At 46.7% G+C, this 20,823-nt stretch carries 30 protein-coding genes; 21 read left to right on the forward strand and 9 right to left on the reverse strand.

The window, feature by feature from the left end; all coding sequences use genetic code 11:
* Positions 1–71: 71 nt before the first annotated feature.
* From B4K11_RS14400 to B4K11_RS14430, 7 genes are all read right to left on the reverse strand, one after another.
* Positions 72–1,289: a tyrosine-type recombinase/integrase gene (locus B4K11_RS14400; RefSeq protein ID WP_292953617.1), complete on the reverse strand. Its 1,218-nt coding sequence runs from the start codon at positions 1,287–1,289 to the stop codon at positions 72–74.
* Positions 1,290–1,295: 6 nt separating this feature from the next.
* Positions 1,296–1,505 (reverse strand): hypothetical protein, encoded by a 210-nt coding sequence (locus B4K11_RS14405; RefSeq protein ID WP_292953614.1) that lies wholly within the window; start codon positions 1,503–1,505, stop codon positions 1,296–1,298.
* Between the two features lie 161 nt (positions 1,506–1,666).
* Positions 1,667–2,071, reverse strand: a complete 405-nt coding sequence (locus tag B4K11_RS14410; RefSeq protein ID WP_292953611.1) for a hypothetical protein — start codon at positions 2,069–2,071, stop codon at positions 1,667–1,669.
* Between the two features lie 15 nt (positions 2,072–2,086).
* Positions 2,087–2,425 (reverse strand): hypothetical protein, encoded by a 339-nt coding sequence (locus B4K11_RS14415; RefSeq protein WP_292953608.1) that lies wholly within the window; start codon positions 2,423–2,425, stop codon positions 2,087–2,089.
* Positions 2,425–2,721 carry a hypothetical protein gene (locus tag B4K11_RS14420; RefSeq protein WP_292953605.1) on the reverse strand — a complete coding sequence of 99 codons (297 nt, stop codon included), beginning with the start codon at positions 2,719–2,721 and terminating at the stop codon, positions 2,425–2,427. The genes B4K11_RS14415 and B4K11_RS14420 overlap by 1 nt, the downstream gene beginning before the upstream one ends.
* A 178-nt stretch (positions 2,722–2,899) precedes the next feature.
* The gene (locus B4K11_RS14425) at positions 2,900–3,214 is read right to left on the reverse strand and encodes a phage antirepressor KilAC domain-containing protein (RefSeq protein ID WP_292953602.1); all 315 of its coding nucleotides are present in this window, start codon (positions 3,212–3,214) and stop codon (positions 2,900–2,902) included.
* A complete protein-coding gene (locus B4K11_RS14430) occupies positions 3,211–3,414 on the reverse strand; it encodes a hypothetical protein (RefSeq protein WP_292953599.1) in 204 nt (67 codons plus the stop codon). The genes B4K11_RS14425 and B4K11_RS14430 overlap by 4 nt, the downstream gene beginning before the upstream one ends.
* A gap of 153 nt (positions 3,415–3,567) precedes the next feature.
* On the opposite strand from B4K11_RS14430, the gene B4K11_RS14435 reads away from it, so the two are divergent.
* From B4K11_RS14435 to B4K11_RS14445, 3 genes are all read left to right on the forward strand, one after another.
* Positions 3,568–4,161: a type VI secretion system-associated protein TagO gene (locus tag B4K11_RS14435; protein WP_292953596.1), complete on the forward strand. Its 594-nt coding sequence runs from the start codon at positions 3,568–3,570 to the stop codon at positions 4,159–4,161.
* A gap of 87 nt (positions 4,162–4,248) precedes the next feature.
* A complete protein-coding gene (locus B4K11_RS14440) occupies positions 4,249–4,980 on the forward strand; it encodes a HipA family kinase (RefSeq protein WP_292953593.1) in 732 nt (243 codons plus the stop codon).
* The gene (locus B4K11_RS14445) at positions 4,977–5,840 is read left to right on the forward strand and encodes a DUF3037 domain-containing protein (protein WP_292953590.1); all 864 of its coding nucleotides are present in this window, start codon (positions 4,977–4,979) and stop codon (positions 5,838–5,840) included. Before B4K11_RS14440 ends, B4K11_RS14445 begins: the two co-directional genes overlap by 4 nt.
* Positions 5,841–5,879: 39 nt before the next feature.
* Here B4K11_RS14445 and B4K11_RS14450 read toward each other — a convergent pair whose 3' ends face one another.
* Positions 5,880–6,188: a helix-turn-helix domain-containing protein gene (locus B4K11_RS14450; protein ID WP_292953587.1), complete on the reverse strand. Its 309-nt coding sequence runs from the start codon at positions 6,186–6,188 to the stop codon at positions 5,880–5,882.
* 222 nt (positions 6,189–6,410) lie between these two features.
* On the opposite strand from B4K11_RS14450, the gene B4K11_RS14455 reads away from it, so the two are divergent.
* Positions 6,411–6,608 (forward strand): hypothetical protein, encoded by a 198-nt coding sequence (locus B4K11_RS14455; protein WP_292953584.1) that lies wholly within the window; start codon positions 6,411–6,413, stop codon positions 6,606–6,608.
* On the opposite strand, the gene B4K11_RS14460 is transcribed toward B4K11_RS14455, so the two are convergent.
* Positions 6,601–7,071: a helix-turn-helix domain-containing protein gene (locus B4K11_RS14460; RefSeq protein WP_292959447.1), complete on the reverse strand. Its 471-nt coding sequence runs from the start codon at positions 7,069–7,071 to the stop codon at positions 6,601–6,603. The genes B4K11_RS14455 and B4K11_RS14460 overlap by 8 nt on opposite strands.
* Positions 7,072–7,157: 86 nt before the next feature.
* Here B4K11_RS14460 and B4K11_RS18630 point away from each other — a divergent pair, with 86 nt between their 5' ends.
* The 17 genes from B4K11_RS18630 (at position 7,158) to B4K11_RS14540 (ending at position 20,747) form a co-directional block, all read left to right on the forward strand.
* A complete protein-coding gene (locus tag B4K11_RS18630) occupies positions 7,158–7,379 on the forward strand; it encodes a helix-turn-helix transcriptional regulator (protein WP_414689241.1) in 222 nt (73 codons plus the stop codon).
* 54 nt (positions 7,380–7,433) lie between these two features.
* Complete coding sequence (locus B4K11_RS14465; protein ID WP_292953578.1) at positions 7,434–7,928, forward strand: phage regulatory CII family protein; 495 nt, start codon at positions 7,434–7,436, stop codon at positions 7,926–7,928.
* Positions 7,929–7,952: 24 nt separating this feature from the next.
* Entirely contained in the window at positions 7,953–8,228 is a 276-nt protein-coding gene (locus tag B4K11_RS14470; RefSeq protein WP_292953575.1) for a hypothetical protein, read from the forward strand.
* Positions 8,168–8,743 carry a hypothetical protein gene (locus tag B4K11_RS14475; RefSeq protein WP_292953572.1) on the forward strand — a complete coding sequence of 192 codons (576 nt, stop codon included), beginning with the start codon at positions 8,168–8,170 and terminating at the stop codon, positions 8,741–8,743. The genes B4K11_RS14470 and B4K11_RS14475 overlap by 61 nt, the downstream gene beginning before the upstream one ends.
* Complete coding sequence (locus tag B4K11_RS14480) at positions 8,743–9,006, forward strand: hypothetical protein (protein WP_292953569.1); 264 nt, start codon at positions 8,743–8,745, stop codon at positions 9,004–9,006. The genes B4K11_RS14475 and B4K11_RS14480 overlap by 1 nt, the downstream gene beginning before the upstream one ends.
* The gene (locus tag B4K11_RS14485) at positions 9,006–9,347 is read left to right on the forward strand and encodes an ASCH domain-containing protein (protein WP_292953566.1); all 342 of its coding nucleotides are present in this window, start codon (positions 9,006–9,008) and stop codon (positions 9,345–9,347) included. Before B4K11_RS14480 ends, B4K11_RS14485 begins: the two co-directional genes overlap by 1 nt.
* A gap of 320 nt (positions 9,348–9,667) precedes the next feature.
* Positions 9,668–11,404, forward strand: coding sequence for a DNA cytosine methyltransferase (locus tag B4K11_RS14490; RefSeq protein ID WP_292953563.1), 1,737 nt, complete (start codon positions 9,668–9,670; stop codon positions 11,402–11,404).
* Positions 11,405–11,560: 156 nt separating this feature from the next.
* Complete coding sequence (locus B4K11_RS14495; RefSeq protein ID WP_292953560.1) at positions 11,561–12,319, forward strand: hypothetical protein; 759 nt, start codon at positions 11,561–11,563, stop codon at positions 12,317–12,319.
* Positions 12,320–12,341: 22 nt separating this feature from the next.
* On the forward strand, positions 12,342–12,827 hold the full coding sequence (locus B4K11_RS14500; RefSeq protein ID WP_292953557.1) for a hypothetical protein: 486 nt from the start codon (positions 12,342–12,344) through the stop codon (positions 12,825–12,827).
* A gap of 207 nt (positions 12,828–13,034) precedes the next feature.
* Positions 13,035–13,367: a phage holin family protein gene (locus B4K11_RS14505; protein WP_292953554.1), complete on the forward strand. Its 333-nt coding sequence runs from the start codon at positions 13,035–13,037 to the stop codon at positions 13,365–13,367.
* Positions 13,333–13,830, forward strand: coding sequence for a hypothetical protein (locus B4K11_RS14510; RefSeq protein WP_292953551.1), 498 nt, complete (start codon positions 13,333–13,335; stop codon positions 13,828–13,830). Before B4K11_RS14505 ends, B4K11_RS14510 begins: the two co-directional genes overlap by 35 nt.
* On the forward strand, positions 13,823–14,164 hold the full coding sequence (locus B4K11_RS14515) for a hypothetical protein (RefSeq protein WP_292953548.1): 342 nt from the start codon (positions 13,823–13,825) through the stop codon (positions 14,162–14,164). The genes B4K11_RS14510 and B4K11_RS14515 overlap by 8 nt, the downstream gene beginning before the upstream one ends.
* Positions 14,165–14,381: 217 nt before the next feature.
* The gene (locus B4K11_RS14520; RefSeq protein ID WP_292953545.1) at positions 14,382–14,846 is read left to right on the forward strand and encodes a terminase small subunit; all 465 of its coding nucleotides are present in this window, start codon (positions 14,382–14,384) and stop codon (positions 14,844–14,846) included.
* Positions 14,779–16,887 (forward strand): phage terminase large subunit family protein, encoded by a 2,109-nt coding sequence (locus B4K11_RS14525; RefSeq protein ID WP_292953541.1) that lies wholly within the window; start codon positions 14,779–14,781, stop codon positions 16,885–16,887. Before B4K11_RS14520 ends, B4K11_RS14525 begins: the two co-directional genes overlap by 68 nt.
* On the forward strand, positions 16,884–17,411 hold the full coding sequence (locus B4K11_RS14530; protein ID WP_292953538.1) for a hypothetical protein: 528 nt from the start codon (positions 16,884–16,886) through the stop codon (positions 17,409–17,411). Before B4K11_RS14525 ends, B4K11_RS14530 begins: the two co-directional genes overlap by 4 nt.
* Complete coding sequence (locus tag B4K11_RS14535) at positions 17,408–18,928, forward strand: phage portal protein (protein ID WP_292953535.1); 1,521 nt, start codon at positions 17,408–17,410, stop codon at positions 18,926–18,928. The genes B4K11_RS14530 and B4K11_RS14535 overlap by 4 nt, the downstream gene beginning before the upstream one ends.
* Positions 18,879–20,747 carry a phage major capsid protein gene (locus B4K11_RS14540; protein WP_292953532.1) on the forward strand — a complete coding sequence of 623 codons (1,869 nt, stop codon included), beginning with the start codon at positions 18,879–18,881 and terminating at the stop codon, positions 20,745–20,747. The genes B4K11_RS14535 and B4K11_RS14540 overlap by 50 nt, the downstream gene beginning before the upstream one ends.
* Positions 20,748–20,823: the final 76 nt, after the last annotated feature.

Here is a 20,823-nt window from a genome sequence, read left to right on the forward strand (position 1 = left end):
TGTTAGCTTTTTTGTATAGGCAAAATAAAACCCGCATATAGCGGGTTTTGTCGTTTCTGGGGGCTATGATTTTAGAAGCTTCCGCCAATTTCTTTTTCACTAAATTGCACGTTTACTTGCTCAAAGGGTAGATCGTGGCCTTCAAGATAGGCTTTTGTCATTTCTTCAGAAGAGTGAGCCATTGCGTGCTGTACTTCTTTGATGTCATATCCGGCTTCAGTTGCTAGCAGGTCTGATAGCGATCGAATGCTGTGGAATGTTGGCGCATTGCGCTGTGTAAATCCTGCGTGCTTTCTGGCTTCATCAAACATGGATATTAATCGGCGTGGTGTTACTTGTGCCATGTGCTCTTTGTGTTGACCTAGCCTTTTTTGTTTGGGCCAATGGCTTATGACGAAAGGGCAACGCCTATTTTGTAATGAGAGTTCTCGCGATTTATGTATCAGTTGCTTCAGAAGATTGTAGTTGCCCAGGTCCCATTTTAACCGTGATGCGTTAGCGGCCCCTTTTTGTTCTTCTGATTTGCCGATCGTCTTTTTTAGCAGGTCGTTTTCAATGTCTTTATCTAGCTTGAGGGTGAGAATGTCACCTTCGCGCATGAACGTTAATAGGCTGATACCCATCGCTATCTGTAAGCCTTGGTATCCTAGTTCGCCTGCAGAGTGGTATATATTCCAAAAACCTTCTCTGGTTAAGCGGGCTGTTTTTCTTGCGGGTCGGCTTTTTTTGTATAGGCGAGGGCGATCGTCTGCAAGTGTAAATGGGTTGTAGTCTAGCCGTGGTAAAAGTTCGCGGCCCATTAGATAGTTGAAAAATTTTCTTAATTCAGCATGGCGTTGACGTTGTTGATGGCCGGTTAGTGTATCCCACCATATGTGTATATCAGCTCGCTCGATCTGCCCTAATGGGAGGGTGATTTCTCTGCAGAATTGGTGGAGTGCATAGCAGCGTTTTTGCCAGCTGGATTTTTCAAGCAGGTCTGGTGATTGGCTAGTTCTCCAATTTATATATTCTTCTACATAGTGGGCTAAGGTGCCAAACATTCGATTTTTCTTTGCTGAAATAGCGGTGTAGCTTTCGCGGCGCTCATTGTTGAATATAGCAATTTTGAGGGCGGCTTCTGGTGAGTCTGCATGAAAATGTTTAAAGGTGCCGTCCGGGCGTTTATAGCGCCAGTGGTTCTCTCTACCCTTGTTATCAGGGTAGAGATTGTCCACAAGCGTAATGCCGTTGAATGTTCTTATTTTCTTTGGGCGGGCCATATTTTTCATTTTTATAATCGATTTCATTAAAAGTTAGCTGAGTAAATCGGGCATGTCATCCTGTTTTTTTTCTGATAACACAGTGTTTGCAGCTAGCTGGTCAATATCAATAAATACCATATCTCCGATTATGCGGCCGTTTATGGCGCGTTCGGTTATTAGCTGCATCCATTCTTTGCGACTTGGGCCGGAGCCTGTTGCAAAGAGTCTGCGATTGACGGTTGACCATTTTTGAAGCTGCATTGCTTATCCTGATATTAACTTTCAGTTGTTTAATTGTTGGGTATAACACTCCGCTAATGCGGACAGCTCGTAACCTCGTAGCCGTTTAGCTACCCGTTGTCCTCTTACACCCAAAATCCCCAGTTAAGGGGCGTTTTTGGTGGTGCTTTTTTGCATGAGCTTTAGTGTCTGGTCTTGCTTTTGCGTGATGTTTTGTATGTATCCCGTGCTTGTTTTGCGGTTACGCCTTTTGTGAACATTAGGCAGGCGCGGCGTGCTGATATTTCGCTTATGCCGTGTTTTAGTCGTATTGTGTTTGGGCTGGGCAGGGTGTCGACGGTGTAGTATTCGCGGAGTTCTGCAGCGGTTTCTTCTATTTGTTTTAGGTAGCGCTCCTCTCTTGTTAGGTTGCTTTTGTTTTGTTCTGCTTCGCCGTTGGCTTTTGCTTGGCGGCGGAATTCATTGGGGCTTACGTTACTACGTACCCATTCGTTGCAGGCGCTTAAGCGGAATATTGCGCGCTGGGTTTGGCGGTACGGTTGCTGATTTAGCGTGTGTGTTGCTGGGTGTGTGGTTGGTGTTGTCATTGTTTTAGTCCTTTTCTATTCGTAGCAGAGGGCGCAGGGGCCGCCGGTTTCTGGTTGTTTGCAGTTTTGGTGGCTGCATTTCTTGTTATCGGTTTCGTTATCTGGGTTTATTGAGTGGAGCTGTTTTATTGCTGATTCTAGGAATTTAATTGCTTCTTCTGGTTGTTCAGTTAGCAGTGGATTTGCAATGTTAAATTGCTCTATTGCTAGCAGGGCTCGTGCTTCAAAGCGGCCCAGCATTTTTGCTTGTTCTATGATCTCAGCTTCTTGTTTTTTTATGTGGTCGTTTAGGTGTGCCTTGTCTGCTAAGAGGCAGCGGATTGTTTCGTTGTTATTTGTTTGCTTGGTGTCCATTAATCGGCTTTCCTTGTGGCGTTAGAATTTAATAAATCCCGAAGTTGTGACGGGTCACGCTCGATGAGTTCGGCGGCGTTGTGGATCATGAGGGTGATGGCTTCCTGCCATTCCTCAAGCACTCCGAACTCTTGGATATTGCGCAGGGCTTCCTGTGTGCCGCTGAACATGTCTATTTTGAAAGTTTTAATACCTAGGGCTTGGTTGTGCGCTTTGTCTCGTGCTCGCTTTCTTCTTTGACGGTCACGGGCTAGGGCGCGCTTTTTGTTTTCTTTTTCTGTGCTTGTGGCTTTCACTAAAACTGGTCCCGTAGTTCTTGTGTTGCGTCCTTAATGTTTTGGCCGGTAATAGCAGCGTTAATGATCACTACTGTGAGCATGAACAGATAGGTTCCACAGATGACGCTGAGGAATATTGCCGCAGCGATGCTTAGGAAGAATGAGTCATTCATAAATACGTCCATGTGATTTTCCCCTACGCTGCGTTTTTGTTGTCAGGTTTCTTTTCGCCGTGTTCTTCAACAAATTCATGAAGCCAGGTGAGGCCGTCCGGTGTTACCCATGTTTTTGAGTATTCGCGGCGTATCCCGTTTTTTTGACGAGCGCTTGTGAATTCCACTGTAAAAAAACCAGCGTCTTTAAGTGGGCGCTTGGGTGTGTTGTCGGTGTTGAATTGCCGTTTTAACCGCAGGAGCTTATAAAGAGCGTTGCGACCACCTTTGATGTTTGTGCGGCGGGCTGCTTCAAGCATGTCCATTTTGCCGTCCACTATGTGCTTTTGGTTTTTCATTGTGTTGGCTCCTGTGGTTTATCGCTTTTTATTAATCTGGCTTTTGCGCTATTGAGGTTGCCCGCCAGATGGTGTTTGTTGTTGCTGTTGGTTGCTTCGTAGCACCATGTCAATCCGAAACGCCCATAGGTGATCAGTCCTTGGGTGTATTTGCCGGTAAATTTCCAGCGGGTTTCGGATATTTGTTGTAGGTTTTGCATGTTTTTTCATCAGAATCACATTTTGTGAATAATTTAAAACACGAATCGTGTTTAGTCAACACAAATCGTGTTTTTGGTTTTTGTTTGAAGTGGTTAAGCTTTGGTTTGTGTCTGCAATGGTCGCGAATGGAGTCTTGAAACAGGGAGTGGTTGGTGGTTATTAGATTAGTTTTTTGGTTTTTGGTGGTAGTGCCTGTGCATAGTATCGCGGCAGGTGTTTCTAATAAGGATTTGACTGACTGTGCCGTAATTCAAAATGATGGCTCTAGGTTGCAATGCTTTGATTGGTTAGTCGATACGAGGCTAGGGTTTTCTTCTCCCTATGTGGGCTCGGGAAAGTGGATGGCGTCGAGAAGTGTTAACCCGTTAGATGATACTAATATTGTTTATTTGCGTATTAAGTCCGATCAAGGAATTGATAAGCGTGGAAGGCCTATTTCCCTTGGGCTTCGCTGTAAAAGCAATAAGACAGAAATGTTTATTTCGTGGAATGATTACTTGGGTGGTGATGTCTGGATCACTTCGCGAGTTGGTGCGGCAAAGGCAAAAAGGGAGCGGTGGAGTGTTTCCACAGACAAAACGGCTGCTTTTAAGTTGCGGCCTATACCTACGATTAAAAGATTGATTAAGGCGGATCAGTATGTCGCTGAGGTGGTGCCTTATAATGATAACCCTCTGACTGCAATTTTTGATGTGCGTGGCTTGTCTGAAGCGATAAAGCCTCTGCGGAAAGAGTGTGGATGGTAATTTTTAAAAGTGGATGGCGCTGGGATTTTTAAATGGCGGTTGTTGCCAAGTGATTCGTGCTGTTGTTTATTCTTGAGGTAAATGCTGTTGATTGAAGAAATAACCTCCATTGAAGGGCGTTTGAGTGAAGACAAGGGTATGGTTATGCCTTTTGTTTGTACGGCGGGTGGGCGCTCTTTTTATGCGAAGGGCTCGAACACATTAGCGGTAGGGCTTATTAATGAGCTGGTGTGTGCACACTTGGCGCGTGCATTTGGGCTTCCGGTACCGGATTTCGAAGTGCTTCGAATGGATGAGTTGCTGAAGGATGTTGTTTCGCCGGATTGGGCATTTGATCTACAATATGAGTATCTATTTGGTTCTGCTTCGGTTGTGCCTTGTGAGAAGATTACGCTTTCGGATGTGGGGATTTTTGCTCCTGAGTTGCGTAGGGATTTAATTGTTTTTGATGCGTGGGTTCGGAATGAAGATCGATCGTTAACTGAGCTTGATGGTAATCCTAATTTGTTAGTTACTTTGCCTGGCAAAGAGCTTATGGTTATTGACCATAATTTGGCGTTTGATGATGGGTTCAATGAGGTAGATTTTAGGCAGATGCATGTTTTTGCGGGGGTGCTTAAAGAGCTTCCAGTGCAATTGCCTGAGCAGGCTGATTATGCGGTTCGCTTTGATGCTGCGCTAATTATTTTGGATGAAGTGTTTGATCTAATACCGGCTGAGTGGTTAGAATCTCTACCTGATCCTGATGGGTATTTAAAGAAGATTTCTCAAAGGCTGGGGAATTATAAACAAGATTGTTTTTGGGGGTTGCTGTCATGAGTAAATATGCATGCCAGTACAAAATAATAAGGTTTGCGCCTTACGATGAAACGGGAGAGTTCGCCAATATTGGTGTGGCTTTGTTTTGTCCTGCGAGCCGTGATCTGAAATTTAAGCTTGCTCCGAAGCGCTTCGGTCGTATTACCAGCTTTTTTGATGCTATGGACCCTGCAGTTTATAAAGGAACAATAGATCACCTTAACGCAGAGTTGGGCCGCTTCCAGCGTTTTGTGGACGTAGATACCCCGGTGGATTTGGCTAAGCAGGTGTTTGGTGATCTTATGAGGGAGAAGGGTTCAATACTTCGTTTCTCTGATATGGCTGTATTGCTTACAGAGGACATGGACGATGCATTGAATGGTCTTTATGATCACCATGTTCAGCGGAAGTTTATCACTCGTACTCATCGTGAACAGCATATGGTGACGCGTTTAAGAGACACTTTGCAGCGCTTTGATCTTCAGAAAGCGTTTAAGCAAAGTAAGCTGACAGATGGTTTGCATGAGGCGAATTTTCCTTTTGTTCGTGGGGAATCTGTTAATCCATTAGGGGCGATCAAGCCTTTGGCTTTTGATCAAAAAGCAAAGAAGGGTGTCGTTGAAAGTGCTGATCAGTGGTATGTGAAGCTAAGAAGTTTGGTTGATGCTAATGTTATTGACCCAGAGATGTTGCTTGTAAGTATGGCTGATCCTTGCTTGGCTGATAAAGCTGACAATGATTTGGTTGGTGGGTATTTAAAGCGGATCAGAAGTGATTTAAATAGCCTGGGTATAAATGCAGTGCGTGCTGATGATGCGGGGGCTGTTAATGCCTTTATGCAGATTCAGGCAGGCTTGGAAAGCCAAACTCTTAGTCATTGATTACTAACATTTTTAAAAAGCCCGCTTTTGCGGGTTTTTTTATTGGATGTTTTTTATTAGTGTGCATATGGTCTTTCTTATTGAGGATGGCATTTTTCTTAGTTTCATTATCAGTTGATATTCTTGTTTTAGCAGCCCCTGTTTTCTCTCTCGTCCTGTCACATAATAATCAAGCGTGATGTTCAGCTCACCGCATAACTTCGCTGCAGTGTCTAATGTGCGCGGTTCTTTGTCGGCTTCCCAGCCTTTGTATGTTGAAACGGCGATATGTAATGCTTTTGCCACTTCTGACTGTGTTTTCCCTGTCGCTATTCTCGCTTGTTTGAGTCGAATGCTTTTGTTTTTCACTGTTTGTTTTTAATGTGTTTGTGGTGTTGCTTGCAAGAAAGGTTGTTTTAAAGCGACCTTTGTTGGCATTTGGTATCTGTAGTGCGTCTGTTGTTGGTGTTTTAATGCGGTTGTTGGGTATATTTCGGGGTTCGGTCTGAACGTGTGTTCGGGTATTAATTCTGCTTTGTATCAGACGGGTTGTGTACCTGCTTGATCTGTTAGTTAGACAGGGACAGTTGTATGTTTGAGGTTGTACGGAATGAGGGTGTGGTTGATATTGGTACTGCCCATCAGAGGATGGTTGAGGCTGAGGGTTTGTTGAGGGCTAGGATTGGTCTGTCTGCTCTAACGGGTGTGCCGGATGATGAGTATGTTCGCCTAGCAATGGAGTTGCGTGCGCAGGAGAGTGCCTGGGCGAAGCGGTGGGGGGTTAAATAGCGGTGTATAGGGAGGCGAGTGCGGCTTCTCTTGAGTTTGATATGTCTTTGGCTGTTAGGTTTTCTGCTGTGTATGCGGCAAAGCCTGCAGCTATCATTTTTGCGCGTTGTTCTGCGTTCAGTTTTAGGCCTTCTTCTAGGCTGATCTTTTCTGTTTGTAAAATGACTTCTCGAAGCAGCTCTATCTGAGCAGCTGATAGCTTGTTGCGTGATTCGTATGAGGGTTGGCTTTCTTCGGCTGAGGCGTGTGTGAGGGCTTCTTGGCCGTAGAAGAATAGGATGTTTTTGTTTAGCGCTTTAGCGATTACTGCAATATCGGATGCTGAGGGGCTTCTTACGTCTTTTTCGTAATTACCGATTCTGCTTTGGGGGTTGCCTGTTGTCCAGCCACACTTAATACCCAGCTGCTCCTGTGTGAGCGCTGCCTCGGTTCTCGCTGATTTAATCTTTTCGCCAAAATTCATAAATCTAATCTTATCACGCTATGTGTTATGTTATAAAACACGAAATGTGTTGACCGTAAAACACGTTGTGTGTTTTTATATGCCCTATGAATAAAATAGCTGAGTTTAGAAAGCTAAAAAGTTTGTCTCAGGCGGAGTTGGGTCGTTCGTTTGATCCGCCGTTAAGGCAGTCGGCGGTTTCCAATCATGAGGTTGGAGTGCGGACTCCTGATGTTTATCAAGCTTTGCATTATGCAAGGGTGCTTGATGTTTCGGTCGAGAGACTTTTTCCATCAATAAGTGGCAACTCTAATGTATCGGCGGCTTAGTCGAAACATGCGTGTATCTAAAATTGTGCAGGGTAGGTAAAGAGGTTTTGGGAAATGACAGCTAAGAAAAGACATAAGGATCATGGTGGGGTCTTGACCATACGTCAGGCTTTGTACCACGCGGTGCATGATTACCGAAACGGGGCGGGGTTGCCTTCTTTTTGTGCTGATTTGGGTGTGGGGTCGGCTGCGTATTTTGGTCAAAAGATTAATCTGCGTGATGAGACGGCTAGCCCTACGCTTCGGGATTTTGAGTTGATTTTAGATGGTACGCAAGACCCGCGTATTTTGACTGCAGTTTGTGAGCCGGTTGGGGCTGCGTGGAACTTCCGCGATGAGTTGCCTGAGGTTCAGGGTGATTTGGGTGTGCTGGAGCGTGGATCTAGATTGATGATTTCTGCGTCTGCAGTGATTGATGAGTTGGTGAAGGGGTTGGCGGATGGTGAGCTTGATGCTGATGAGATGGCGCGGGTACGGCAAAAGATTCACGACTTGCAGCGAGATATGCAGCTTATTCGTCAAACGGCTGATCAGTTTGTTGCTGGGTAAATTTCATTATTTGAGGGATTGAAAATGAAGGTTATAGGTCTGGTTGGAGGGCGCGGGGTGGGCAAATCTTGCGTTGCTGATGTGGTTGTTGAGGTTACTGAAAATAGCTATTGCCGTGAGTTTTATTCGCCGGTTAGGCGTTTTTTGTTGGCGGCGTTTGGTAATGCTGATTTGGTTGTGGCTACCCGTGAGTTGTTTGGTTTGACGTTTGAGCAGATTGGTGGGGCGAGGAGCGTGATGTGGTTGATCCGCTTTGGTTGGCGTCTCCTTCGCAATTATATGATCACGTTACGCGTTTGATGTATCAGCGTTTTGGTGATGAGTTGGAGCGTTGTTTGGCTGGAGAGGTTTTGTTGAACCCGGCGTCTTTGTGTAATGACGATTTGGTTGATGATGTTATGCCTGCTTTTGGGCTTTCTGCTTCGGATTTAATGCGAGATGTGGTGGTTAGGCTTGAGCTTTTATTTGGGCCTGATTTGTTGGTTAAGCGTGCAAGGCGTGAACTTGAGTTGGTTGTGGCTGAGTCTTTAGAAAAGGGTGAGCCGCTGCCTGAGTTGGTGGTGTTTAGTGATGCTGAACGGTTGGATTTTGCTGATTTTGTAGCTGATTTGGGTGTGCTGGTTGAGGTTATTCGACCGGGGTTTGAGCGTACAGGTGTTTCTTATGAGCGGGTGCGTGGTCGGTTGCATAACGAGGCTAATCATTATGGGCTTGAGTGGCATTCGCGTTACAACGTTGATGATTGGTTGCGTTCGGCGTTGCCCTTTGATCCTGCTGTTTATGGTGTGGGTGAGTGTTTTGAGAGGGCTGTGTGATGGGGAGGCAGGCAACGGATTTTCCGGTTAGTGAGTTTGTTGTTTCTTATCCGGTTGTGGGTGCTGAGAGTAAGGCGCTTACGGTTGAGGTGCCGGGTGTTGGGCAGGTTTGTGTGTTGTGCCCTGATGTTGAGGTGGCCCGAAAGGCGTTTAAGCATTTGATGCCGTCTATGCAGCGGTTGGATGAGGCTCTGTTGCAGGATGTATTGTTGATTGATCGTGAGGCGGCTGTAAATGCTGTGCTTGTGAGAGGGGTGGGGTGATGGCTATTGAGCGAGCATTGGTCGTTCGTAAGCCGTGGATTGATTTGATTTTAAACGGCCAGAAGTCGTGGGAGATGCGCAGTCGGTCAACCAGCGTAAGGGGGCAGATTGGTTTAATTGAGCAGGGTTCGGGGTTGATTGTTGGTGAGTGCTGTTTGGATGGTGTTGGTGAGTCGATTAAGAATTTCAACATCGGGTATGGCTATCAGCTTCATAAAATTGGTGATTTGGAGTTGCTTGATAAGTGGCATGTGCCTTGGGTTTTGAGTGGTGCTAGGCGGTATGAAAAACCGGTGCCTTATAAACATCCGAAAGGGGCTGTTGTTTGGGTGCGGGTGTAGTGATGGCTGAGTTTCAATGTATTCCTAAAGGCGGGATGTGTGCGGTTTGTGTGTATCGGGACCGGAATTGCTCGGATATTGATTTTAGGCGGTGCCGGGTGATTCAGGTGGATAAGGTCGAGCGGGTGAAGGTGGTTAAGTGCTCGCGGTTTGTGAGGGGTTAAGTTGCCACCCCGAAGGGTGGCACAGAGCGGCCGTCCTTGGCCTGGTTGGGAATTTCATTCCCCGTTCTCTTGGTAGGGAATTTACAGGCAGTGGTTGAGTATGGATATAGGAATAATTCTTAATTTGGTTTGTGATTATTCAGGAAAGGTGCAGATATGAATGCAATTAACGCGCATTTTTTAACGCAGTATGGTCTTCCTTTGGAAGAGTTCGATCATGAAATTAATGTTGATATCTTCGCAGGTGGCGGTGGTGCGAGTACGGGCCTAGAGATTGGATTAGAAAGGCCTGTTCATCTTGCAATAAATCACAACCCTGCAGCTATTAGCATGCATGAGGCAAATCATCCGGGGTGCTTGCATTTGAAAACTGATGTGTGGGAGGTTGATCCTGTTACGGTGCTTAAAGGCCGCAATATCGGGTGGTTTCATGCTTCGCCGGATTGCACTCATCATAGCCAAGCTGCAGGCGGTCAGCCGCGTAAAAAAGAAATACGCAACCTCTCATGGGTCGTTAATAAATGGGCGGGAATTGGAAGGCCTCGCGTTATCAGTCTTGAGAACGTTAAGCAGATTCGTCAATGGGGCCCGCTCATTGCTAAGCGCTGTAAAAGCACTGGCCGAGTAGTGACGCTAGAGGTCATTGAATGTCCAAAGACAGGCAAAAAGGCAAACCGTGTGGCTGAGCCAGGTGAAAGCGTCCCACGCAATAATCAACACCTTGTTCCCGATCCAAAGCGTAGAGGACAAACGTGGAATAAGTTTATTAGCACTCTTGAGGATCTTGGTTACACAGTAGAGCATCGTTTATTAAAAGCGTGTGACTATGGCGCGCCGACAAGTAGAGAGCGTTTGTTTCTTATTGCTCGCTGCGATGGGCAGGCTATCGAATGGCCTGCCCCAACTCACGCGGCTAAGCCATCTAAAACAAAGAAGGCATACAGGACGGCCGCTGAATGTATTGATTGGAGCATTCCGGGAAAAAGTATATTTGGTAGAAAAAAGCCTCTAGCTGATGCAACTCTGAAGCGTTTCGCTAAAGGTATTAAGGCCGAAGTTTTGGGGAGAGGCGAGCCTTTTATTGTGCCTATAGCTAACTGGAGTCAAGAAAGTATTCACGCAATTGATCGGCCTTTAAATACTATTACCGCTTGGCCTAAAGGCGGCGCGTTCTCTATTGTTGCTCCGGTGCTCACTCCTTTTTATGGTGGTGAGAAAAAAGGCAATAGGGCGCATTCTATTGGCGATCCGCTGCGCACGCAGACAACAGAAAATAGATTTGCACTTGCGACTGCGTTTCTTGCTCAGGCTAATGGTGGATTTAATACTACTCACTCAAAATCAATGAGTGACCCAGTTACAACCATTACTAACACCGATAGTCAGCAGCAGCTGGTAACGGCTTTCTTATCTCGGCAATTTAGTTCAAACACGGGTCAGGCAGTTGATAAGCCAGCACCAACAATCATGACTCAAGGTTGCGGTAAGACGGCTTTGGTGGAATTGAAGCTTTCCCGAGAAGATGAAGATGGCGCTCTAAGATGTGCGGCTTTTCTAAGTCGCTACTATGGTAGTGGTACAAATGCAGACAGTCTTGATAAGCCTGTAAACACTATTACAACCAAGGACCGGCTTGCTCTTGTCACTGTGTTTATCAGAGGCGCCCCTTTTGTGATTGTCGATATCCTCATGAGAATGCTACAGCCGCATGAGTTGTACGCTGCGCAAGGATTTCCACCAAACTACATCATTACACATGGTCATGACGGGCGAAAATTCACAAAGACTCAGCAGGTCTTTATGTGCGGCAACAGTGTAAGCCCTCCTCCGATGGCAGCAATAGCGAAAGCTAATAACCCATATAAGACTCAAAGAGAGGTGTTGGCTGCGTGAGCGCGCAATGCTGTGGCTTTATGTGAGGGATGGGTGCCCCTTTCTATTGGCGTAGAAAAGGGGCGTGTAGTGATAGGCCTTGCTCGGCATGGAGTGAGAGGCCTATCAAAACGGGATTGATTATAGCGGCTATTGGGCTGCTGTACAGGAGTAGTAATGCCTGGTGTTTTTCTGACAGATGAAGAGTTAGATAGTTTTGCTGACGATGAGTGTGCTTTGCCTCATTCGGCTCAGTTGCTGTATATCCGGGTGTTGAGGCGTTGGATGGATTATTCAACGGGGATTGTTGGCCGTACTCGGCGGTTGAGCTATCAGCAAATGCAGGAGCAATTGGAGGTTATTCCTAAGCGTGGGCGTATGGATAACCGGGTTGCTTTGTCTAGAGATCAGATAAAGCGGTTGCTGAAAAGGCTTGAGGATGCGGGTTTGATTCGTGCGTTGCATGATAAAACTCAACGGGTACCTGTTGAGTATTTTTTGCCTTTGGCCGCGTGTGATTTAGTCCGTCCTTTGGAATACCGCCACAATACCGCCACGGGTAAAGCGCCACGGGGAGGTGTAGTGGCGGCGAGGGATTCGCGGCATATATCCGCCACAATGCAGGTGCATGATAAACGCCACACATCCGAGTATCCGAGTAATAACTCTCTCTCTGTGGGGGCTGTGAATAAAAAGTTTCCAATGTATATGGAGTGGGGTGTGTTTGATGAGGATGAGTTCTCTGAGTCATGTGCAATGATGAATTTGTGTTGGGATAAAGTTAATCAGTTGGACAGGGAGGCGATCAGGCAAGAGTTTGTGCGTTATCAGTTAGGTGCAGAAGGGGTTGATACTCAGGAGGGGTGGGAGCATAGGTTTCTAAGATCTGTTGAATACTGGGGGCGCCAGGGGCGTGTACCGGTTGTAAATAATTAGCGTTGGTATGGAGATATCAGGCATGGAGAATGTGAGTGTGCAGGAGCAGGTTGATCGTTTGGCGGCGGTTGATTTGACTAAGCAGGATTTGAGAAAGGCTAGGCGTAAGCGTGTTAGACCTACGATGATAGCGTTGGTTGATCGTCGGTTGAGGGCGTGGGGTGAGTGGGTGTTGAGTGAGGGCCGAAGTGATGGAATGGTTTGCGGACGGTCGCCGCTGTATTCGATTATGGAGAACATGGGGGAGAGTATTCGGGGGACTAACCCGGCGGCAGGGTCGATGCCTGATGATATTTATGATGTAGATCGGATTGTGATGGGTTTGGAAGAGGGTGAGCGGCAGGTTGTGAGTTTGCAATATCTTGAGTTGTCGCTGTCGATGGCCGAGCGTGCTGAGCGAGTTTGTGTTAAGGCGCGGGCGTTTAATGAGCGGGTTGCTAAGGTTCATCAAAAAATATTTGTGCAGTTGAAACCCAGTAAATGCACGGGATTCCGTGAATATGGGTGAGTTTATTTGTCAATATGCGTGATGGGCTGTTGACGCATGGTGCGCTGAGGGGGTAGAGTTCAGCTATCTTGCAAAATTTGTAAGTAAATCAAACCGGAATCCGTATGGGCTCCGGTTTTTTTGTGTCTGCAATTTGTGATTAATTGAGTTTTGAACCCGGCCTTTGTGCCGGGTTTTTTTATGTTTGTAATTTGAGGGTTGGAAGGGATGCCGAACGGTGAAAGCAGTTTGTTGGAGAGCATGGTTAATTTAATGCCAGCCGGGCTGCTGGCGGTGGTTGGCGCAACCTTTGATTATTTGTATTCGGTTAAAAAAGGTAAGCGGGTTTGGTCTTTGGTGGGCTATTTGATCCACTTAGGATTTGCGGTGTTTGTTGGGTATCTGGCTGCGTTGTTAGCTGTTGGGTTGGGTTATTCAGTTGAGGTTGCTGGGGCGGTAGCAGGTGGCGCAGGCTGGGCAAATACGAAGCTGATTGATTTATTTGTGATGTGGTGGAAAACAAAATATGGGAATGGAAACGGTGGTAATGCCTGCAAGTGATTTGGATTTCTCCCTTGTTGATTACTTTAGTCGCGGGGAGTTTCCCGGCGATGTTCTTAATCACGTTGAGTCTGATTTGGTTCTTGGCCTTAGCGAGTACAGGAAGCGGTTGGGTAAGCAGGTACAGCCCTCAAGCGTTGTTGCTGGCTGGTATAGGCAGGGTGGAAGGAAAGGAAGCCGACATTATGCAATTGAGCGGCTTTCTGATGCGGGTGATGTATTCCCGCAATGTGATATCCGTGATGCGTTATTGGTTGCAATGGGTTGTGACTGGTGGGGCGGCATTGGTGTGTATCTGGATACAAATGGGAATGACGGCACGCCTCAACCCATGTTGCATTTAGATGGCCGTGAAGAGCGCGTGGTTTGGATGCGCTATAAGGGGCGATATATCTACCCTCTACGTTCTGAGTCTGAGCGAGAGGAATTCTGGAAACGATTAAGCGAGGTGAGCGATGGGTAAGTTCAAGGTCTTATTGGCTGCAGCGGCTGTTGCGGTCTGTGTTGCAATGACGGGTTGTAACAAACCTGAAGAGTTAGCTGATGGTTATCAGTTTGGTGATGGCACTCAAATTACTTTGGGTGTGATTCATCAGGTTGCTGATTATCGACATCAGTATTGTGTTGAAGGTGATCAGACAGCAAGAGTGTTGCTGTTAACGCTGGTGCGTTCGTTGTGGCCGGACTATCCGCCGGAGGGTATTTGTTCTGAGACTGACTCATTAGCAATAGCATTGAGTGAGTATGTAGTTGATGAAGGTGGTGAGGCTGAGGCACTGAAAGTTCCTGAGACTTAGATGATTTATTGGTGGGTGCTAGTGCAGAGCTTGGGCGGGGGAAACCTCGCCCTTTTTTGTGCTCGCGGTTCGGTGATGCGGTGGCTTTCGCAGGCTTTTGGGTCCTCCCTAGGGATCTGAATCATACGGGGCAGCTGCTCGCGGATTTCTCCCAGATTTGAGAATTTCTTAGGACTTCCTTCCTTAGTTAAATTGTTGGTTATAAAGGTTTTTTAATGTGTCTCTGGTCAATAAGAAGCAGCTGGCTGAGCTTTTTCCTTGGTCAGAGAAAAGTTTTACAGCTTTTCAGAAAGATCCTTCCTTTCCTATAGAGGAGAAGGGAGGGCGTGGTCGTGAAAATATATATGACACGGAAAAGGTATTCGCTTGGTTGCTCCGTCGAGAGATGGGGAAATCCTCTGAATCACCGAAGGATCGGCTTGATCGGTTGCGAGGTGATAAGGAGGAAATAGTAATAGCGAAAGAGATTGAGCAGTTGGTTCCATCTGAAGAAACAGAAAAGTTGTTGGCAGGGATTGCGACAACGATCCGAAGCACGATGTTAAGCGGTAACCGTTCGTTAAAGGCTGATTTGGATTCGCTGTATGACGTGCAGATTGATGTGGGGGTATTGAATGAGCATTCTCGAAACATCCTCACCGCTTTATCAAAAATTAATAAGCAATCTGAATGTAGTAGTTGATAGGGCGTTGGAGGCGTTTATTCCACCGCCTGAAATGTCGAGTACAGATTGGGCCAACGAATATCGTTGGTTAGCAAAAGGCACCTCTGCCAAGCCGGGTAAATACAGCTCTGACTTAACGCCTTGGGTTCCAGGTATGTTGGACGCGTTGGATGATCCGACTATTCGTGAAGTGGTTGGTGTTAAGTCTTCGCAGGTGGCGTGGACCGATGGTGTTTGGAATAACTATTTAGGCAAGCGGATACATTTAGATCCGTGTCCGATCCTGATGTTGATGCCTAAAGACAGTTCAATTAATAAGTATTTACGAACCAAATTTACCCCAATGATCAAGGCAACGCCTGTTCTGGCTGATCTTGTAAATCTAACATCTAGATCGTCAGAGAATACGCGTGATTATAAGGAATTTCCCGGTGATGGTTTTCTTGCATTGGTGGGTTCTAACTCCCCGGATAACGTAAAGAGTTGGTCAGTTCCGGTTGGCTGTGTCGAAGAGCCAGATGATTGTGCGGGTGATGTGCAAGGACAAGGTGATTCGGTTGAGCATTTGCGTGACCGATTAAAAACGTTTGAAGACAGTAAATTGATTTTTGGTGGAACGCCAACCATCAAAGGTTTTTCCAGAGTAGAGGAAGCCTATAAAAATAGCGATCAACGCAAGTTCTGGGTGCCGTGCCATGAGTGCGGTGATTACCATGTTTTGTCATGGGGTTGCGTTGTTATTCCTGAAGACCCTGAAGCCAACCATGAAACCTATGGTTGTTGTGTGCCGGAGCGTGCATTTTATGCGTGTCCGCATTGTGGTGGGGAGTGGGATGATCGCCAAAAGAACATCAATGTTAAAAGTGGTGAATGGCGAGCAGAGAAAGAAACGAAAGGTGTTGCAGGGTTCTATATCAATGAGCTGTATTCACCTTTTCCCGGTTCTAAATTTGAATTATTGGCTATCAAATATCTAGTTGCTACACATCGCCTTAAGCAAGGTGATGAAGGCAAGATGATTCACTTCACCAATACAACATTAGGTGAAGCCTATGAATATAAAGACGGCTCACCTGATGCAGAAACCCTAAAGGAACGGGCTGAGCAATACCCTGTTTTACAAGTTCCTAATAGTGGCTTGGTGATGACTGCCGGTATTGATGTGCAGCCTGATCGATTGGCTGTTGTGTTGATGGCATGGGGCCGTGGTGAAGAATCATGGATAGTTTACTGGGGTGAGATTCATGCTCAAACCAGCGTAAACGACATAAATGATCCGTGTTGGTTTGAACTGGATAGGGCTTTGAATGGTGTCTATCGCCATGAAAGCGGGGCTCCTATTCGTATTGCTGCAGCCGGTATTGACTCTGGTGACGGTAATACTCAAGACGCGGTTTATAACTATGTCCGTACTCGTAAGGGCGGCATAGGTCCAAAGCTGATGGCTATTAAAGGCTCAAATGATATTGATGCTGAGATAGTCAAAATTCCCAAAAAGGTTGATATCAACGGAAAGACCAAGGCTGCCAAGTGGGGGTTAAGGATCTGGATGATTGGTGTAAACCGGGCAAAGGATTTGATCAGTGGGCGTATGAAGTTAACTGGCTCAGGTCCGGGGCGAATGCATTGGCCTGATGATATCCGCCCTGACTTTTATGCTCAGATTACGGGTGAAAGCAAAATTCCATCGCGTAAGCATCAAGGCAAACTTATTTGGACCCGTAAATCAGGGGCAAACGTGGAGGCGTGGGATGGCATTGTGTATGCCACTCATGCGGGGCGAGTGCTCAGAATCCACATACCAAGCTATGCATGGGATGACCGTGAAGCTGAGTTGCTTCAAGGTGATTTGCTAGGCGGTGCGGTGTATGACTCTGACTTTATAGAGCACATCGATGAGCATCCTGAAAATAAAGACTATGCAGGCGTCAAGCCAAGGGCTGGTGTTAAGCAGGCCAAAATCATAACGGCCAAAGAAGATCGCGAAGATAAGCCGCAACCTGAACCGCCAGCGAGCGAAAATCAACGATTCAAAGTTAAGAAGAAAATAAGACGATGAGTGAACCTAAAACGATTCAGGCAGGTGATAGCGTTAGTTGGAGTCGCACCGCATCGGGCTATTCTTCAGCTGATGGTTGGGTGCTTGGTTATGCCCTGCGGGGTGCGTCAGAAATTGACCTTGAAGCAAGTGGTGAAGCTGAAGTTTTCACTGTATCGGTTGGTGCATCAAAGTCTGCAGCATGGACATCAGGTGAATATATTTACAGCTGCTTTGTTAAGCGAGGTGATGAACGTATCACCCTTGCTACAGGCCGCTTGATTGTTCTGCCTGATTTGGTGCAGGGCTCACATGATTCCCAAAGCCATGCAAAGAAGATGCTTCAAGCTATTCAGGCAACGCTTGAAAAACGGGCAACCAAAGATCAGCAAGCGTATCAAATTGACGGTATGCAGATTGAAAGAATTCCCATACCTGAACTAATTAAACTGCGCGATCGCTACCGTCGAGAATATAGACGGGAGCAAGAGCAGGCTGGAATCGTGCCCGAACGTCAACGGTTAATAAAAGTGAGAATGCGATGAATAAACAGCCTAGCGTTGCTCAGCGGTTGATCAATTGGGCGTGGCATCGATATGTCGGCCCATCTGAAAAAACTGGAATGGCTAGAGCCTTTGAAGCAGCAAAAAGTGACCGCTTAAGGCTTGGATGGTCAGGCCGTGCTTCAAGCCAAAGTGCAGATCAGGATATATACCGCGATCTTGGGGCTTTGGTTCAATATGCGCGTGAGCAGTCAGTTAACCAGCCTTATGCAAAACGTTATTACACCCTGTTGAAAAATAACGTAATTGGGCCACGGGGGATGAAGTTTCAAAGCCGAGTAAAGCTACCGGATGGGAAGCCGGACCGCCTAAGAAACAAAACCATTGAAGAAAGCTGGAAACGCTTCTGCAAAAAAGGGTCATTTGATGTTACGGGGCGTTATCACCACGTAACGTTCAAACAGCTCTGGATTGAAACGCTTGCGCGTGATGGTGAGGTCTTGGTGCGTGAGCACTTCGGCCATGATAACGAATGGGGCTACTCGGTCCAGATCCTTGAATGTGACCGGCTTGATCTTAACTACAACACAGACCTTAAAAACGGCAATCGAATCCGCATGAGTGTGGAGCTTGATCAGTGGGAAAAGCCCGTTGCTTATCATCTTTTGGTGAATCATCCAGGGGATAGCACATACAGCTGGCAGGGCAATGAATATGAAAGGGTTCCTGCAGAAGAGATTATCCACACGTTCATACCGTGGCGGCCCCATCAAACAAGGGGCATCCCCTGGACACACGCCGGAATGGTGGAGTTGTACCACATAGGGGAATACCGAAAAGCAGAGTTAACCAGTGCAGAAGAAACCGCCAAATCAGGCGGTTTTTTTGAGCAAGATCCAGAAGCATTTGAAGACGCGCCGAAGAATGATCAAGGCGAAATTGTCCATGAAGTAGAGGCCGGAAGTTATCACCTTTTACCTTATGGCGTTCGTTTTAATGATCGTAAAGCAGACCGTGCAGGGGCTAACTTTGGGGCCTTTTTAAAGGATGCGGTTCGGGGCGTTTCCTCTGCGTGGGGTGTCTCTTATAACCGGCTTGCAAATGACTTGGAAGGTGTGAATTTCAGCTCCCTTCGATCCGGTGAGCTGGATGAAAGGGATATGTACAAGGTTTTGCAGTTCTTTGTCATTGAAGAGTTAGAAGAGCGAATCAACAGAAATTGGATGCGAATGTCGCTGTTAACGCAGGCGCTTCCATTCTCCATGTTGGAGTTTGATCACATCTGCCAACCGTCTTTTCAACCGCGGGGCTGGGGATGGGTTGATCCTAAAAATGATTCAAAGGCTCACACCGAAGACATCAATAACAGAACGCGAACACGCTCATCATTTATCAGGGAGGCCGGTGAAGACCCTGAAGAAGTATTTGATGAATTTGAGTGGGAAGAGCAGCTGCTGCAAGGTCGCGGGCTGTTGAATGAAACAGAGCAGAATTCGGAGTCGGAAGGCGATGAGCAAGAAAGTGAAGACGAGCAACCTAGCGGTTCTGAGGGAGATTGAAGGGCAAGAGCTGCAGCGTGAATTAGCTGTGGTTTCTGACTCCATCAATGAAGAAACGCGAACAGTAGAAATTGCAGCGTCTAGTGAATACCCCGTCCCTCGCTGGTTTGGTGAAGAGATTTTGGATCACTCTCCAAATGCAGTGCGCTTAGGCCGAATGAAGGCAGGGGCCCCTTTACTAGAAATGCATAGTCGCTGGGAGCAGATCGGCGTTGTTGAAGACGCCTGGTTAGAAAGCGGGCGATTGCGGGCACGGGTGCGTTTTTCCCGCAATGAAAGTGCTGAACCCGTTTGGCAAGACGTTGTGGATGGTATTCGCCGGAATGTTTCGGTTGGGTATCAAATTTTTGAAATGGTTCTTCAGTCTCAAGATGAAAGCGGTGAGGTTTACCGCGTCACGGACTGGGAGCCCTATGAAATCAGTTTTGTATCAGTTGCGGCAGATCCAACGGTGGGTGTTGGTCGCTCTCATGCAGTAAGCAATATCACTATCAGGAGTGAAAAAATGGCTAAGCCAGAAAAGAAGGAAGAAGTAAAAGCGCCAGCTGCTGGTGCAGAGGGTTCACAGCGTTCCGGTGCTGAGCCGCAAGGTCCAAGTGCAGAAGATATTGCTGCAGGTGAGCGTAAACGAATCATGGAGATCAATGAAATTGGTCGTCAATTCGGTCAGCGTTCCTTAGCTCAAGAATCTGTGTCCGGTGGCCATACGGTTGATCAGTTCCGTGCGCTAGTGATGGAGCGTGTTAAGCCTGTTGCACCACCTACTTATGAAAAAGAAGGTGACAAAGGCGGTCTGCATTCAGCCCGTGAAATTGGTATTGATGAGAAAGAACTAGGTGATTACTCATTGATGCGTGCAATTAACGCTGCAGCCAATAATGATTGGTCCAAGGCTGGTTTAGAGCGTGAAGTTAGTTTGGCTATTGCTGATGCAAGTGGCAAAGAAGCGCGTGGTTTCTTCATGCCTGCAGAGGTCATGGTTCAGCGTCAGCTTGAAAAACAAACATCAGGCAAAGGCGGTGAATTGGTAGCCACTGAGCTGATGGGCAATGAGTTTATTGATGTCCTGCGTAATAAAGCGATGGTGGCACAGCTAGGCGCTAAAATTATGAGCGGCTTGGTAGGTGATGTTGATATTCCTAAAAAGACCTCTTCAGGTAACTTCTATTGGTTGTCTGAAGATGAAGACGTGTCTGATAGTGATTTTGATTTCACCACACTACCGCTTTCGCCTAAGTGTATTGCAGGTGCAATTCCTGTGACGCGTAAGCTACGCAAGCAATCATCATTGAATGTGGAAAACTTGATCCGTGAAGACCTCATAACGGGCATCGGCGTTGCTATCGATCTGGCATTACTGCTGGGTGATGGTGTTAAAGAGCCGTTAGGTATCCTTAATGCAGTGGGTACAAATGCGGTGACCTACCCTGCAGGGGGTATGGACTTTAATTCTGCAGTTTCCATGGAAACAAAGATTGCTACCTACAATGCAGATATTCAGAACATGGCTTATCTGACCAATGCGGTTCAGCGTGGTGCGGCTAAGACCAAACAAGTGTTTGATGGCACTGGCGAGCGCCTATGGCAGAACAATGAAGTAAACGGCTATATGGCACACGCAACAGGCCAAATGCCTGCGGATACTTGGGCGTTTGGTGATTGGAGTCAGTTGATGATCGCGCTTTGGGGTGTGTTGGATCTTAAAGTGGATACATCTACCAAGGCCGCTTCTGATGGCTTGATCCTTCGTGTATTCCAAGATTGTGATGGAGGTGTTCGTCGTCCTGAATCCTTCACTGTTGGACGTAAAACGGTTTAAACCGGCTTTATAGAAAAAGGGAGGGCTTCGGCCCTCCTTTTTTGTGCAAACAACGTAAATTTTTTAAGGGTTTTGA

This window comes from Neptuniibacter sp. UBA6509, from assembly GCA_002435145.1.
GTDB lineage: Bacteria > Pseudomonadota > Gammaproteobacteria > Pseudomonadales > Balneatricaceae > Neptuniibacter.

What these genes read in the sequence shown, in the direction of transcription:
- B4K11_RS14490 (WP_292953563.1), top strand. Translation starts at nt 9,668, where the DNA reads ATGAATGCAATTAACGCGCATTTTTTAACGCAGTATGGTCTTCCTTTG.
- B4K11_RS14530 (WP_292953538.1), top strand. Translation starts at nt 16,884, where the DNA reads ATGAGTGAACCTAAAACGATTCAGGCAGGTGATAGCGTTAGTTGGAGT.
- B4K11_RS14470 (WP_292953575.1), top strand. Translation starts at nt 7,953, where the DNA reads ATGAAGGTTATAGGTCTGGTTGGAGGGCGCGGGGTGGGCAAATCTTGC.
- B4K11_RS14535 (WP_292953535.1), top strand. Translation starts at nt 17,408, where the DNA reads ATGAATAAACAGCCTAGCGTTGCTCAGCGGTTGATCAATTGGGCGTGG.
- B4K11_RS14455 (WP_292953584.1), top strand. Translation starts at nt 6,411, where the DNA reads ATGTTTGAGGTTGTACGGAATGAGGGTGTGGTTGATATTGGTACTGCC.
- B4K11_RS14425 (WP_292953602.1), bottom strand. Translation starts at nt 3,214, where the DNA reads ATGAAAAACCAAAAGCACATAGTGGACGGCAAAATGGACATGCTTGAA.
- B4K11_RS14400 (WP_292953617.1), bottom strand. Translation starts at nt 1,289, where the DNA reads ATGAAATCGATTATAAAAATGAAAAATATGGCCCGCCCAAAGAAAATA.
- B4K11_RS14410 (WP_292953611.1), bottom strand. Translation starts at nt 2,071, where the DNA reads ATGACAACACCAACCACACACCCAGCAACACACACGCTAAATCAGCAA.
- B4K11_RS14485 (WP_292953566.1), top strand. Translation starts at nt 9,006, where the DNA reads ATGGCTATTGAGCGAGCATTGGTCGTTCGTAAGCCGTGGATTGATTTG.
- B4K11_RS14510 (WP_292953551.1), top strand. Translation starts at nt 13,333, where the DNA reads ATGGGAATGGAAACGGTGGTAATGCCTGCAAGTGATTTGGATTTCTCC.
- B4K11_RS14500 (WP_292953557.1), top strand. Translation starts at nt 12,342, where the DNA reads ATGGAGAATGTGAGTGTGCAGGAGCAGGTTGATCGTTTGGCGGCGGTT.
- B4K11_RS14415 (WP_292953608.1), bottom strand. Translation starts at nt 2,425, where the DNA reads ATGGACACCAAGCAAACAAATAACAACGAAACAATCCGCTGCCTCTTA.
- B4K11_RS14505 (WP_292953554.1), top strand. Translation starts at nt 13,035, where the DNA reads ATGCCGAACGGTGAAAGCAGTTTGTTGGAGAGCATGGTTAATTTAATG.
- B4K11_RS14405 (WP_292953614.1), bottom strand. Translation starts at nt 1,505, where the DNA reads ATGCAGCTTCAAAAATGGTCAACCGTCAATCGCAGACTCTTTGCAACA.
- B4K11_RS14460 (WP_292959447.1), bottom strand. Translation starts at nt 7,071, where the DNA reads ATGAATTTTGGCGAAAAGATTAAATCAGCGAGAACCGAGGCAGCGCTC.
- B4K11_RS14540 (WP_292953532.1), top strand. Translation starts at nt 18,879, where the DNA reads ATGAGCAAGAAAGTGAAGACGAGCAACCTAGCGGTTCTGAGGGAGATT.
- B4K11_RS14515 (WP_292953548.1), top strand. Translation starts at nt 13,823, where the DNA reads ATGGGTAAGTTCAAGGTCTTATTGGCTGCAGCGGCTGTTGCGGTCTGT.
- B4K11_RS14445 (WP_292953590.1), top strand. Translation starts at nt 4,977, where the DNA reads ATGAGTAAATATGCATGCCAGTACAAAATAATAAGGTTTGCGCCTTAC.
- B4K11_RS14480 (WP_292953569.1), top strand. Translation starts at nt 8,743, where the DNA reads ATGGGGAGGCAGGCAACGGATTTTCCGGTTAGTGAGTTTGTTGTTTCT.
- B4K11_RS14525 (WP_292953541.1), top strand. Translation starts at nt 14,779, where the DNA reads ATGAGCATTCTCGAAACATCCTCACCGCTTTATCAAAAATTAATAAGC.
- B4K11_RS14495 (WP_292953560.1), top strand. Translation starts at nt 11,561, where the DNA reads ATGCCTGGTGTTTTTCTGACAGATGAAGAGTTAGATAGTTTTGCTGAC.
- B4K11_RS14465 (WP_292953578.1), top strand. Translation starts at nt 7,434, where the DNA reads ATGACAGCTAAGAAAAGACATAAGGATCATGGTGGGGTCTTGACCATA.
- B4K11_RS18630 (WP_414689241.1), top strand. Translation starts at nt 7,158, where the DNA reads ATGAATAAAATAGCTGAGTTTAGAAAGCTAAAAAGTTTGTCTCAGGCG.
- B4K11_RS14430 (WP_292953599.1), bottom strand. Translation starts at nt 3,414, where the DNA reads ATGCAAAACCTACAACAAATATCCGAAACCCGCTGGAAATTTACCGGC.